Source organism: Bacillota bacterium, from assembly GCA_012727955.1.
Lineage (GTDB): Bacteria > Bacillota > Limnochordia > DTU087 > JAAYGB01 > JAAYGB01.
The window spans coordinates 52,132-64,975 of record JAAYGB010000053.1; the positions used below are offsets into that span (position 1 = coordinate 52,132).

11 protein-coding genes and 1 riboswitch are annotated in these 12,844 nt (G+C 53.4%); of the genes, 2 read left to right on the forward strand and 9 right to left on the reverse strand.

Features of this window, described 5'->3' with window-relative positions; translation table 11 throughout:
* Positions 1–866: 866 nt before the first annotated feature.
* From GX030_09325 to GX030_09340, 4 genes are all read right to left on the reverse strand, one after another.
* Positions 867–1,658: a MetQ/NlpA family ABC transporter substrate-binding protein gene (locus GX030_09325; protein ID NLV92575.1), complete on the reverse strand. Its 792-nt coding sequence runs from the start codon at positions 1,656–1,658 to the stop codon at positions 867–869.
* Between the two features lie 52 nt (positions 1,659–1,710).
* On the reverse strand, positions 1,711–2,343 hold the full coding sequence (locus GX030_09330; GenBank protein NLV92576.1) for an ABC transporter permease: 633 nt from the start codon (positions 2,341–2,343) through the stop codon (positions 1,711–1,713).
* A 16-nt stretch (positions 2,344–2,359) separates the two neighbouring features.
* The gene (locus GX030_09335) at positions 2,360–3,400 is read right to left on the reverse strand and encodes a methionine ABC transporter ATP-binding protein (protein NLV92577.1); all 1,041 of its coding nucleotides are present in this window, start codon (positions 3,398–3,400) and stop codon (positions 2,360–2,362) included.
* A gap of 87 nt (positions 3,401–3,487) precedes the next feature.
* A riboswitch (SAM riboswitch) is annotated at positions 3,488–3,599 on the reverse strand.
* Positions 3,600–3,698: 99 nt separating this feature from the next.
* Complete coding sequence (locus GX030_09340) at positions 3,699–5,306, reverse strand: EAL domain-containing protein (GenBank protein ID NLV92578.1); 1,608 nt, start codon at positions 5,304–5,306, stop codon at positions 3,699–3,701.
* 195 nt (positions 5,307–5,501) lie between these two features.
* On the opposite strand from GX030_09340, the gene GX030_09345 reads away from it, so the two are divergent.
* On the forward strand, positions 5,502–6,143 hold the full coding sequence (locus tag GX030_09345) for a CBS domain-containing protein (GenBank protein ID NLV92579.1): 642 nt from the start codon (positions 5,502–5,504) through the stop codon (positions 6,141–6,143).
* Positions 6,144–6,225: 82 nt separating this feature from the next.
* Here the strand turns inward: GX030_09345 and GX030_09350 are convergent, their stop codons facing one another.
* From GX030_09350 to GX030_09365, 4 genes are all read right to left on the reverse strand, one after another.
* Entirely contained in the window at positions 6,226–7,299 is a 1,074-nt protein-coding gene (locus tag GX030_09350) for an isocitrate/isopropylmalate dehydrogenase family protein (GenBank protein ID NLV92580.1), read from the reverse strand.
* A gap of 92 nt (positions 7,300–7,391) precedes the next feature.
* On the reverse strand, positions 7,392–8,579 hold the full coding sequence (locus GX030_09355) for an ABC transporter permease (GenBank protein ID NLV92581.1): 1,188 nt from the start codon (positions 8,577–8,579) through the stop codon (positions 7,392–7,394).
* A complete protein-coding gene (locus GX030_09360; GenBank protein NLV92582.1) occupies positions 8,576–9,289 on the reverse strand; it encodes an ABC transporter ATP-binding protein in 714 nt (237 codons plus the stop codon). The genes GX030_09355 and GX030_09360 overlap by 4 nt, the downstream gene beginning before the upstream one ends.
* Positions 9,290–9,301: 12 nt before the next feature.
* Positions 9,302–11,467, reverse strand: coding sequence for an RNA-binding transcriptional accessory protein (locus tag GX030_09365; GenBank protein NLV92583.1), 2,166 nt, complete (start codon positions 11,465–11,467; stop codon positions 9,302–9,304).
* Positions 11,468–11,652: 185 nt separating this feature from the next.
* Here GX030_09365 and GX030_09370 point away from each other — a divergent pair, with 185 nt between their 5' ends.
* A complete protein-coding gene (locus GX030_09370) occupies positions 11,653–11,856 on the forward strand; it encodes a sulfonate ABC transporter (GenBank protein ID NLV92584.1) in 204 nt (67 codons plus the stop codon).
* Positions 11,857–11,961: 105 nt separating this feature from the next.
* On the opposite strand, the gene GX030_09375 is transcribed toward GX030_09370, so the two are convergent.
* Positions 11,962–12,573 (reverse strand): hypothetical protein, encoded by a 612-nt coding sequence (locus tag GX030_09375; protein NLV92585.1) that lies wholly within the window; start codon positions 12,571–12,573, stop codon positions 11,962–11,964.
* Positions 12,574–12,844: the final 271 nt, after the last annotated feature.

The window sequence follows — 12,844 nt, forward strand, 5'->3', positions numbered from 1 at the left end:
CCACCCTCTTCCCATCCCTTGACGCCCAGTGATGAATACCCCCGACAGGAGTATTTACTAGGGGTAGCAACAAACTTCACAAACTGAGGCGAAGTTTGCCTACCACAAACACCTAGTCTAAACATTTAGTTCAAACACACCTAGATAATACCACAGGATCTACTAGGTGTACATAGTCATTTTGTTCCAAGGATAAATGGAGTAGGAGGGGGTGGCTAACCCCAGTCCTCTCACACCACCGCTCATGCAGATCTCGCAAGCGGCGGTTCGCCTTCAGTAAACCTAACTTATGTCTTGCACAGTCTATCCTCGGTCACTAAGCGTTCTTATCCTTCGTCCTCGGTTTCCAACCTACTTTCAGATAAGCAACCTCGCCCGAGCAACTGCCGCCATCGAGTCCTTTCCTCCGCTGGCTTTCACCAGTTTCTACGGTACTACGACTCGAACTGACTTCTGCATGTTCAGCTCCACCTTTCATATGGAGGTTACTAAGAGGCGAATATATCATCATCGCCTTGCAAAGCGTCCATACTGACCTTCCCCGTTAAGGCGTATAGTCTTTCGCTCCACCTATCTGCCACATTTGCACAGCATACCTTCGGATAGTTATCGGCTTCAGTTTGTTTGGCAACCTTACCCGGCATGCTGATTTCTGTCCGTTAGACCAGAGCTTTGCCTACGACTTCATGCAGATTCCTCCTCGCGAAGGACACCCTTGCCTTCAGCTATACACTTACCACTATCAGAACGTGTTCGAGACTTTCACCCGTTAGACTATACCCATCCGGGGCAAACCAAAAATACCGGCAACCTGTCTAAAGGCAGGTCGCCGGTATCCCTAAAAAGTTATCCCATGCTGTTTTGTTTTAAAAAGCGGGAACTACAGCGCCGTCATAGTTGTTGAGAATGAACTCGCGCACAGCATCGCTTTGCAGTACTTCAGCCAGAACCCGAATTCCCTCACGGTCATCGCCCTGACGGACGGCAATTACGTTCACGTAGGGAGATTGACTATCTTCGATGAAGAGAGCATCCTCTGTGGGAACCAAATTAGCCTCTAGGGCGAAGTTGGTGTTGATAATGGCCAAGGCCACATCATCCAGGGACCGAGGAAGCTGAGGAGCCTCCAGTTCGACAAACCGCAACCGCAGGGGATTGTCGACAATATCAAAGACGGTAGCGGTAATTCCAGCTGCCGGATCCAGCTTGATCAGCCCTTTACTCTGCAACAGCAGCAGGGCTCGCCCGCCGTTGACCGCGTCGTTGGGAATGGCAATGGTGCTTCCGGATTTTAGATCATCAATGCTCTGCAGCTGCTTGGTATAGGCGCCCATGGGCTCAATATGAATCTTGGCGTTGTAAGTAATATTCAATCGGTGGCTAGCAGCAAAATCCTCAAGATAGGGAATGTGTTGGAAGAAGTTAGCATCCAGATCCCCATCATTAAGGGCTAGGTTAGGCTGCACATAGTCGGTAAACTCCACGACCTCCAGCTCATAGCCCCGCTCAGCCATCGCAGGTTTGATGAACTCCAGGATCTCGGCATGGGGTACCGGAGTGGCTCCCACCCTAACCCTTTCTGCGGCTGAGACTGCACCAATGGCAACTACAAAGACTAATGCGACCAAACTGAGAACTGTCAACACTCTAGTTTTCACTTTGTTGTCCTCCTTTGATTCTAAGATGCTGAAACTATCTAGGCAGTCACCTTCATTTGTGACTGAGCCGAGCTACGATGATATCCCCCACCATTTGCAGCAGCTGCACCAGTAACACCAACACCAGCACCGTCAAAAACATAATGTCCCCGCGAAAGCGCTGGTAGCCATAGCGAATTGCCAAGTCACCTAGGCCTCCACCACCGACGGCACCGGCCATTGCCGAATAACCAATGAGGTTAATCGTTGTTAGAGTTACCCCTGCTGCCAGGGAAGGGCGGGCTTCCGGCAAGAGCACTTTGGTAATCACTTGCCAGGTAGAGGCTCCCATTGAAGCCGCTGCCTCCACTACTCCAGGGTCCACTTCATTGAGAGCGGTCTCAACCACCCGAGCAACAAAGGGAATTGCTGCCACAGTGAGGGGGACGGTGGCTGCCGCCGTGCCAATGGAGGTACCTACAACCATCCTAGTAAAGGGAATAATTGCCACTAACAGGATAATGAAGGGGATGGATCTAGCAATATTCACTATCGCCGATAGCAATCGATTGAGCCAGGGATTCTCAGCGATTCCATCCTTGGCGGTAATCACCAAGATCACTCCCAGGGGAATTCCGATTAACTCCGCCAAAGCCACGGATATTCCCACCATGTATACCGTTTCCTTGAGCGACTGAGTCAACATCTGCCAGACAATTGGACTAAGCACCGTTGAGCACCTCCCATTCCAAACCCTGCTCCCGAAGTACTACCAGGGCCCGTTGTACGTCGTCGGCTTCGCCGGTAAGCTCCACCACCAAAGTGCCAAAGGGAGTTTCCCTGATGTGATCGATCTTACCAAAGAGGACGTTGGCGGTGACATTGCATTCTTTTACCAGGGTAGAAATCACCGGTTTGCCAGCGGAGGCGCCGATAAAGGAGATCTTGATTAAGATCCGCCCATCGCTGCCACCTTCCGAGGAGTTAACCCCCTTGGAGTTGATCAATTCTTCGGGGATTTTCAAGTCAATGACGCCGCGAATCAACCGCTTGGCAATCGCGGTCTTGGGAGCAGTAAATACGTCCAGCACCGACCCCAACTCCACGATTTGGCCGGATTCGATCACCGCGACCCGATCACAGATTTCTTTGATCACCTGCATCTCGTGGGTGATAATCACGATGGTCAAGTCCATCCGCCGATTGATATCCTGCAGCAAATTCAGCACCGATTGGGTGGTCTCAGGATCTAAGGCAGAAGTGGCTTCGTCGCACAGCAGGACCTTGGGGTCGTTGGCTAAGGCTCTGGCAATGCCCACCCGCTGTTTCTGCCCGCCGCTTAACTCCGACGGATAAGCGTCGACCTTATCCGACAGCCCCACCAGCTCCAACAGCTCCAGGACCCGGGGACGGATTTCTGCCTTGGGCTTGCCGGCAATCTCCAAGGCAAAGGCCACATTGCCGTAGACCGTCCGGGAGCTAAGTAAATTAAAGTGCTGAAAGATCATCCCGATTTGCTTGCGGGCCTCCCGCAGCTCCTGCTTCGACAGGGCGGTCATATTAACACCATCGACGAAAACCTCACCCTGCTGGGGCCGCTCCAGTAAGTTCATACAACGGACTAGGGTACTCTTGCCGGCCCCACTGAGACCGATAATCCCGAAGATCTCCCCTGCCCTAATTTCCAGGTCTACGTCCTGTAAGGCCGTCACCCGGTGCTTACCATCTGTAAAGACCTTAGTCAGGCCCTTAAGTTGAATCAATTAGCTCCCCCCTACAAAACAAAATCCCCTTCCCAGAAGACAGGAAGAGGATCAAGAACGCACCACACAAAGCAGTACTATACCTTAACCTCATCTCTCTGGGTAACCAGTCCTCCCAGCAGGAATTGGCACCTTGCGCTGCTTCAGCGCCGGTTGCCGGGTTTCATCGGGCCAGTCCCTCCACCTCTCTTGATGAGCTCTGCACTATATGTAGGCAGTGATTCCCAAATCAGGAATTTACCTTTGTAAGCACTAGTATATACATATTCATAGGACCCGTCAACAGAAATTAATCGGATTACGATGGAAGTTGACTATAGAAATTCTTAGCAAAATACTGGGGCAAATCCCCGGCGGCTATGGGGCGAGCAAAGAAATACCCCTGGCCGTAATCACATTTGTATTTCCGCAGCAGAGCCAATTGCTCCTTGGTCTCCACTCCTTCGGCCACCACTTTGAGTCCCAGTTTGTGGGCCAATTGGATAATCGTCTTGAGGATGTGGGCTTCTTCGCTGTCGCTGCTGACCCGGGAGATGAACTCCCGATCGATTTTCACGATATCAATGGGCAGTCTCTGCAAGTAGGTCAAGGAGGAATAACCGGTCCCAAAATCATCGAGGGCGATACTAATCCCCATCTCCTTTAACTGCTGCAGAGCAACAATGGCGCTTTCAATGTTTTCGATGACGGTGGTTTCCGTCACTTCAATCTCTATGCCGCTATAATCCACGGGGTATTTCCGTATATTGTCTCGAATACAGCGCACCACGGCGGCTTCCGTTAAATTACTTCCCGACACATTGATGGCAATCTTGATGTCGTTATAACCCTGGGACTCCCACTGCTGTTTTTGAGCAAAGGCACTGGCGATGGCCCACTCTCCGATATTCCCGATGTAATTGGTTTCTTCGGCAAAGGGAATGAACTCCCCCGCGGGGATATTGCCCCTCACGGGATGCTGCCACCGGGTGAGGGCTTCCACTCCCCGAACATAACCGGTTTTCAAGTCTATCTGGGGCTGATAATACAAAGTAAACTCCCCGTTGCGAAGGGCTAAATTGAGCTGCTCCTGCATCACCAGATAGCGGATACTCTTGGCCCGCATCTCAGGATCAAAGACACTAAACCCATCTTTGCCATTGCCTTTGACATGGTGCATGGCGGTACTGGCATTCTGAACCAGGGTTGGGTAATCCCTTCCGTGCAGGGGATAGATGGCCACTCCCATGCTCACCGTGAGAACAAAGCTCTCGTTATTCAAGCGCCAAGTTCGCTGCAGTTCCCTGCGCAGGTGCTCCAATTCCGCCACCAGCTGCGGCCCATCCTCCATCCCCATCAAGACAACCGCAAACTCATCGGCCTCAAGTCTCGCCACTAGATGGGGAGCCCGGACTTCCCGAAGCAGGGTTTCCGCTAGCTGCCGCAGGAAAGTATCCCCAACGGTATGCCCCTTGGTATCGTTGATGTGCTTAAAGTCATCGATGTCAATGACTACAAAGGCGAACCGGAGGTCCTCGCCGCCGGCAGAGATTGCTTCCCGCAATTGCTCCTTCAGCATCGCTCGGTTAGGCAGTCCAGTAATGCTATCATAATAGGCTAATAAGTACATCTCGTCGGCCATTCGAGTTTGCTGAATCACCACGTCCCGATACAGTGAGATTCGTTTGTTAACGATAAAATAGAAAATCAGTGCGGTGGTAGCGACATAGAACCAGCCCTTATAGGATTGGGCCCATTTGATATGCTCCGCTTCGGTGAAGAAAAAAAGAACTAAATGATCGGAGATGAGAATCCAAAGTGAGCCGATGATCAGATACCAAAGAATGATCCTACGAGCTTCACTTCCAACATTTGCCGGCTGGGTTTTCCTCCCCGCCGGCTTTAAGACCCTGCCTGGAATCGGCAATTGCTCCACCCCCGGTCCCCGGTTTGGCTAGTCTGCCTAACAAAGAGAATATCATATGTTTGTGAAGGTTTGAAGAATTCAAGTTAGCCCGATGCCTGAGTCGGGTATGTACCTAGCAGGAGACAAAACACCTGTAGAGAAAGTCCATACTACCAGAGGGCACTGCTCCAATTTGGTCTAGAGGAGGAAACCCTGATGTTTGTTAGAGACAGAATGACCGCCAACCCCGTAACGACCACCGAAGACACCCTCGTATTCGACGCCTTGAAGCTGATGCAGGAAACCAATGTCCGCCGCTTGCCAGTGGTAAGAAAGGGACGTCTGGTGGGAATCGTGACTGAATCAGAACTGCTGCGTATCTCCCCATCCCCGGCAACATCCTTAAGCGTATTTGAACTTAATTATCTTTTATCTCAGTTGCGGGTCAAGGACGCGATGACCAAAGACGTGGTCACCGTCAGCCCCGATACCACCGTTGAAGAAGCAGCCATCCTGATGCGGGATAATGCCGTCAGTGGACTGCCGGTATTGGAAAATGACAACCTGATCGGCATCATTACCGAAACCAACATCTTCGACGCCTTTGTCGAGCTAATGGGCATTCGGAGAGCGGGAACCCGCCTCACCGTCTCCGTTGTCGATCGCCCCGGTGTCATTGCCGCCCTAAGCAGCATTATCAGGGACCTGGGAGTAAACATCATCAGCATGGCCACCTTCTTCCCGACGGAAGAGGAAAGCCACATTGTGATTCGGCTGTCCACCAAGGAACCCGAGCCCGTAGTCGAAGCCCTCACCGCTGCGGGATATGACGTGGTCAATGTCCGCATCCTGAACTAGATTTTACCTACAACAAGGCACCGGAATTTGGGCGAATCACCGCCGAGTAAATCCGGTGCTCTTGTGGTTTGTCCCTTCCCATCTACCGAGGAATGGCCGCGATAATAGCCTCGCCCATCTCCTTGGTGCCTACGGCTTCATCTGGGGAACTACCGGGCTTTAGATCTGCGGTAACATTACGTCCCTCAGCCAGTACCCGAGCCACGGCCTGCTCCAATCTGCGAGCGGCTTCAAATTCATTGAGATGGCGCAGCATCAAGACCCCCGAAAGAATCAAAGCCGTGGGATTAGCCTGATTCTTACCAGCCAGTTGAGGTGCGGAACCATGCACTGGCTCAAAAACCGCGTACTTCTCCCCCACGTTGGAGCCGGGGGCAACACCCAATCCTCCGACTAGCCCAGCACACAGATCCGACACAATATCTCCATACAGATTAGGCATCACCAGAACATCGAAGTTTTCGGGATCCTGTACCAGACGCATACACAGGGCATCGATTAGGATCTCATCGTAGGCCACCTTGCCGGCATATTCCTGGGCTACCTCCCGGGCGATTTCATAGAACAACCCATCGGTATACTTCATGATATTGGCCTTGGCCACCGCGGTAACCTTTTTGCGCCCAACCCGCTGTGCATAGGCAAAGGCATATTCCACTATGCGTCGGGTGGCAGTGGCGGAAATGGGTTTGATGGAAATTGCCGCATCCTCCCTGATTTTCCCCTGGCTCATGGCCACGATCTGCTTCGCCCCGTCGGAGCCTGGAGCAAATTCAACCCCGGCATACAGATCCTCGGTGTTTTCCCGAATTATACATAGATCAACATTTTCAAAGCGACTGTGAATCCCCCGATACATCTTGGCGGGACGGACACAGGCAAACAGATCTAGCTCCTGTCGCAGGGCGACATTGACGCTGCGAAATCCCTTCCCAATGGGTGTAGTGATGGGACCTTTGAGGGCAATTCTGTTGCGGCGGATAGAATCCAGTACTGCTTCGGGCAGTGGCGTGCCTTCCTCTTCTATCGCCTTAGCCCCGGCCTGAACAATCTCCCACTCAATGTCTACCCCGGTGGCGTTGATGGCAGCGATGGCCGCATCCATGATCTCTGGCCCAATGCCGTCACCGGGAATTGCAGTAATTCTATACGCCATTACATTACCCCCTGGATATTTAGTCATGTTCTGCTATAAACTTCCACGAAATTCACAGCATTTCCTGCCCAGACACCACCATTGGCCGCCAACTACCGGCGAAAGATTACCGACTCCTTACTAAAGAGAACCTTGGTCCAGCGCAAAGCTAACAAGATATACAGTGCCGAGGAAACCAAGGTGACTGCCAAGTTAATCCCATGGACGCTGCTGAGTAAAATCGCTTTAAAGGTGAGCAGGCCATTGACCAAGGGAAGGGCATACCACAGCGAACTCACCCCGCTGGGGTCGACATATTGCAACAACACACCCGGCAATACCACCAAGATGCTCAGCGGCGACAGATAGGTCTGGGCTTCCCGAAAGGAACGGGCCCAGGCACTGATCATCAATTCAATGGCACTAAAGAGGCCCGCCAGGCTCAAGGCAGTCAGGAAGATCAAGAAAATCTCCCCCAGAGACAGGACCGCGGCCAAGGCGGCAAAGTCGGAGCCCAGGGTGAACCAAAGGGCTAAGTACATCCCCACAAGGGCCGCCCCTGCCGCCACCAAGGCCGTCACGACCACTGCTAGGTACTTGCCCATCACCAAGGACATTCGCTGGGAGGGTGTGGCCAACAGGGCCGCTAGCGTCCCCCGCTCCTTCTCCCCGGCCACGGCATCGATGGCAGCATACATTCCCCCCATCACGCTCCAGACCCCCAAAACCATCGGCATCAGCATCACCAAGAAGAGAGCATGCTCTGGCTCCTGTCCCTGGATACTGTGACTGCGGGTCTGGGCAAGGGTCAGCAAATTGGGCTCAATCCCCTGCCCCTGCAGCCGGTGGACCAGAGCCCTTTGGGAATACTCCGCTAAGGCCCGACGCACCCTGGCCTCTGCCAGCTGGGAGCTAAGCCGTGAGTCATCGTACACCACGGTAACCACCGGGCGCTGTCCCGTGGCCAGGGCTCCATCAAAGCCAGAGGGAATCTCAAGGACTGCATCCACCTCGCCGGTTTCTAGTGCTGCCATTGCCTTGGGTCCTGGAGTCACCTGAAGATCCCGGACCTGATGCAAAAACTCCATCAGACTGGGACTGCCCTCGGCACCTAACACCGCGATGATAGAATAGTTTCGCCCGGTTACTGCACCCGGCGCCTCTCCACCAACAGAAGCCACCACTGTCAACAGCGGCACCAACAGCAAGGGTACGAGGATCATCGCAATCCAGGTCCGTCGATCCCTGAGGGCATGGAGTAATTCCGTGTGCCAGACCGTCTGCACAATGCGCCAGTTCACCCTCGGTCACCTCCCAGCCCCAGGAGGATATCCTCCAAGCTGTCTCTCTGGGCCTTAACTTGGTGCAAAGTCCCCTCCAGGGCAATGCGGCCCCGATGAATGATGGCCACCCGTTGGCACAGCTTTTCCACTTCCGCCATGTTGTGGCTGGACAGGATAATAGTCTTGCCCCTTTCTCGGGCCTCGCTGATAAACTCATGGACCAATCGGGTCCCGGCAACATCTAAGGCGGTGGTGGGTTCATCGAGGATCAAAACCGGTGGATCGTGAACCAACACTCGGGCCAGGGCTACCCTTTGCCGCATTCCCCGGGAGAGACTGCCGGCTCGACGATGGGCATACTCCTCGATGCCAAACCGAGTTAAGAGCCCATCGACTCGCTCCGACAGCTCCGAGGCCGGGACCCCGTATAATTTGCCAAAATAGGCGATATTCTCCCGGGCAGTCAGGCGATCATAGAGTCCCGGGTTAAAGAGCACTCCCAACTGCCTCCGCACCTGCTCCGGTTCCCGCACCAGATCGTAACCATTGATTGTAGCGGTTCCCCCGTCGGGGATCAGCAGAGTGGCCAACATCCGCAGAGTGGTGGTCTTACCGGCCCCATTTTCCCCCAACAGGCCAAAGACCTCACCGGCAGGAGCGACAAAACTAACCTTGTCCACCGCGATGAGGCGACTAAACCCCTTGGTTAATCCCGTTACCTCCACCATCGGAAAATCTCCTCACACCTTGCGCAGGGCTATCCGCTCCCGCTCGTGATCTAACTCCAGAACCTCAACGGTAACAACATCGCCCACAGCCACGATTTCCGAAGGATGATGTACGTACTGATCACTGAGTTGGGAAATGTGAATCAGACCATTGCGTTCTACACCAATATCCACAAAGGCACCAAAATCCACCACATTAGATACGGTGCCCGTCAGCACCATCCCCTCCCGCAAATCGGCAAAGGAAAGGACGTCCTTGCGGAAAACCGGCTTCGGCATGGCCTCCCGGGGATCTCGCCCCGGCTTCATCAAGGCGGCGATGATATCCCGCACCGTGGGTTCACCGGCCCCCAGCTGGGCAGCAACGGTCCGGGGATCAAGCTTACCCAGGGCGACCCGGATTTTCTTCAATCCCTCGGGGTTGTTTACCCCATCGACATCGGCCCCAATTCCCTGCAGGATCTCGGCCGCCAGGGAATAGGACTCCGGGTGAACGGCAGTGTAATCTAGGGGCTGAGGACCGGATTTTACTTTCAAGAATCCTGCACACTGCTCGTAGGTCTTGGGACCCAAACGGGGTACCGACAACAACTGCTCCCGAGTGGTGAAGCCTCCCTGCTCTGTCCGATAAGCTACAATATTCTTCGCCACCGTCGGCGAGATTCCGGCCACATATTGCAGCAGCGCCGCGGAAGCAGTATTGAGATCTACGCCCACGTAGTTAACGGCGGACTCCACCACGTCTTTCAAGCTTTCCGCCAACTGGCCTTGGTGAACATCGTGCTGATACTGACCGACTCCGATGGAGCGGGGATCGATTTTCACCAACTCCGCCAAAGGATCCTGAATCCGCCGAGCAATGGACACTGCTCCCCGCAGGGACACATCTAAATCGGGAAATTCCTCCCGAGCAATGTCTGAGGCGGAGTAGACCGAGGCCCCGGCCTCATTGACGATGGTGTAACTGAGCCCGCTGTGTCCCGACTGGATCAGACGGGCCACCAAGCCCTCCGTCTCCCGAGAGGCGGTTCCATTGCCGATGGCGATTAGCTGTACCTGATACTTTTCCACTAAGCGAGATAGGACTGCAAGGGCTGCCTCCACCTGATGCTGGGGTTCATGGGGATAGATTGTTCCCGTCTCCAACAGGTTGCCGGTGCCATCTACCACCGCCAATTTGCATCCCGTCCGAAAGGCAGGATCGATACCCAAGACCACGGTATCGGTTACCGGCGGCTGCAGTAATAAATTCCGCAGGTTTAAGGAAAAGACGGAAATGGCCTGAGCCTCCGCAGACTCCGTCAGTTGATTGCGAATTTCCCGCTCAATGGATGGAGCCAACAACCGCTGATAGCCATCGATACAGGCCTGCTGCAAGAATTCCGCGATCTCTGGGTCAGAGCTGGTTACCACTTGCGCTGTCAACTTCTCGAGAATCTGATCGGGAACCTGGAGACTTACCCTTAAGACGCCCTCCCGCTCTCCCCGATTGATGGCCAAAATGCGATGGGAAACCAAGGTGCGCACCGGTTCTTGATAGTCAAAGTACATCCGGTATTTCTCCCGCTGCCCTGAATCCTGGGGGGCATCCTTGGAGGGAGGGATCTCCCTGGTGTGGAGGATGCCGTGACGCCAGGTAAACCGGCGAACCAGTTCCCGCAAAGCCGGATCATCGCTGATGCCTTCCGCGATGATATCGGAGGCACCCTGTAACGCGTCCTCCGGTGAATTAACCTCCTGGTCGGGATTCAAAAAATCTGCGGCCAGCTGGATTAGCGGCCGGGCCAGGGGTTCCTGCCGCCAGAGAATCTCTGCCAAGGGCTCCAAACCCCGCTCCCTGGCCACCGTGGCCCGGGTACGTCTTTTTTGCCGATAGGGACGGTACAAATCCTCCACTGCCTGCAAGGTGGTGGCCGCGGTAATGGCCGCCTGCAGTTCATCGGTCAATTTACCCTGGGCCTCGATTAGTCTTATCACGTCGGCTTTCCGCTCCTGCAAATTCCGCAGTTGCTTCAGCCTAGCGGCCACATCGCGAATTTGCACCTCATCGAGCTCGCCGGTTAACTCTTTACGGTATCGAGCAATAAAGGGGACTGTGTTGCCCCCATCTAAAAGTTCAATGGTATTTTGTACTTGCCGCTTTTTCAGCCCTGTATCCTGGGCAATTTGCGCTGCTATCTCTCCTGTCAATAAAACCACCCTTTGCTTGTTTTGCCGACATTAGCATTCCCGACAACTGCCTGATACTTCCATATCCACGGGAGCTGATCCTTTCCTTCCCTTCTCCGAGCATGAAAGCCCTGAACCCCGGATAAGCTAAAACCGTAGACTATAAGAGATAGAATTTATGTAAGGAGACTGCTATGGAGAATTTAGATCGAACCTTCGACACCTGCCCCAGCTGTGGAATGGAGATTCCGGTTACCGACGACGCCTTCCCAGGCCAAAGACTAGACTGCAGATCCTGTGGGGCTGAACTAACACTTACCTTCCTCAACGACTCTCCCGATTTGCAGCTGTCGGCGTCGATCACCGACGATGATGAACTGGAGCGGTTTATCCATTGAACCATACATACCCGCCAGAACACAATAAGGGCCGGACACCAAACTTCAGGCTTGGCGTCCAGCCCTTATTTACATTGAGCTGTTGGCGATTCCGTTGTATCATCGTCAATCAAACTCCCAAAGGCAGCGCTCCTGCATCTGTTTCCACAGACGAGTTGCTTTGAGAAAGTCTTCTCTGTCCCGCTTCGCCAAAGCCTCCTCAATCCGATGACGCAGGAGAATGCACCAAAGGGCAATATCCAATTGCTCATCCTCTACCTCTTGAATCAGAGACTCAAAGTCCGAGGCCACCTGTTCCTTCGCCTCTATCGCTTCGGCGGGATTGGGCTCAACCACTGCCTCATACCAATCCGGTGTTTCCCCAGCAAAGGCAAACATCACGTATAATTTCCCAGAAAAATCCGCCAGGGCCTCCAGGGCCTCCAGGGGATCCGTCGATCGAAGGCGCCGAGTTCTCTTGACATGGCGCACTAAACGCCCATTAATGATCGAGACCTCTTCATATTGCTTGGCACCCAGTTCCAACTCAAATCCATTTTGATGGCTACCCATCTCCGCAATTAACATGCTGTTGGGTAGCATCGATCGATTGGAGACAAAAACGATATTCTCCAGGAGTTCACTATCCTCAGCAAGACTCTCTAACAGATAACGACTCATTTCGTGCTTGAGCGGCATCTGACTGAATTTGTGTATGACCTGTCGCTTGGTTTTCACTGCGATCACCCCAAACCTTTCGACGTACTGCCCTTGATCCATGTGTATGCGCCAAGGCATAAATGATGAACTACAAAATTAAACACCAACTACTCGCCACAAAGTCGAGTCCACCAAACTCTCAGATGCCGCGAGTCACCAAGAATCCCGCACTTCTGGGATATAAAAGGAATCTTTTGGAAATTAACAATAACTATTATCGTTTAAATTCGTTGGATTTGGACCCCATCCCTGCTCTTTTATTTAGCCAATGGTTGCCAAAACCAAACCA

Coding starts and splice junctions, on each gene's coding strand:
- GX030_09350 (NLV92580.1), bottom strand. CDS start 7,299: ATGGCGTATAGAATTACTGCAATTCCCGGTGACGGCATTGGGCCAGAG.
- GX030_09370 (NLV92584.1), top strand. CDS start 11,653: ATGGAGAATTTAGATCGAACCTTCGACACCTGCCCCAGCTGTGGAATG.
- GX030_09360 (NLV92582.1), bottom strand. CDS start 9,289: ATGGTGGAGGTAACGGGATTAACCAAGGGGTTTAGTCGCCTCATCGCG.
- GX030_09345 (NLV92579.1), top strand. CDS start 5,502: ATGTTTGTTAGAGACAGAATGACCGCCAACCCCGTAACGACCACCGAA.
- GX030_09330 (NLV92576.1), bottom strand. CDS start 2,343: ATGTTGACTCAGTCGCTCAAGGAAACGGTATACATGGTGGGAATATCC.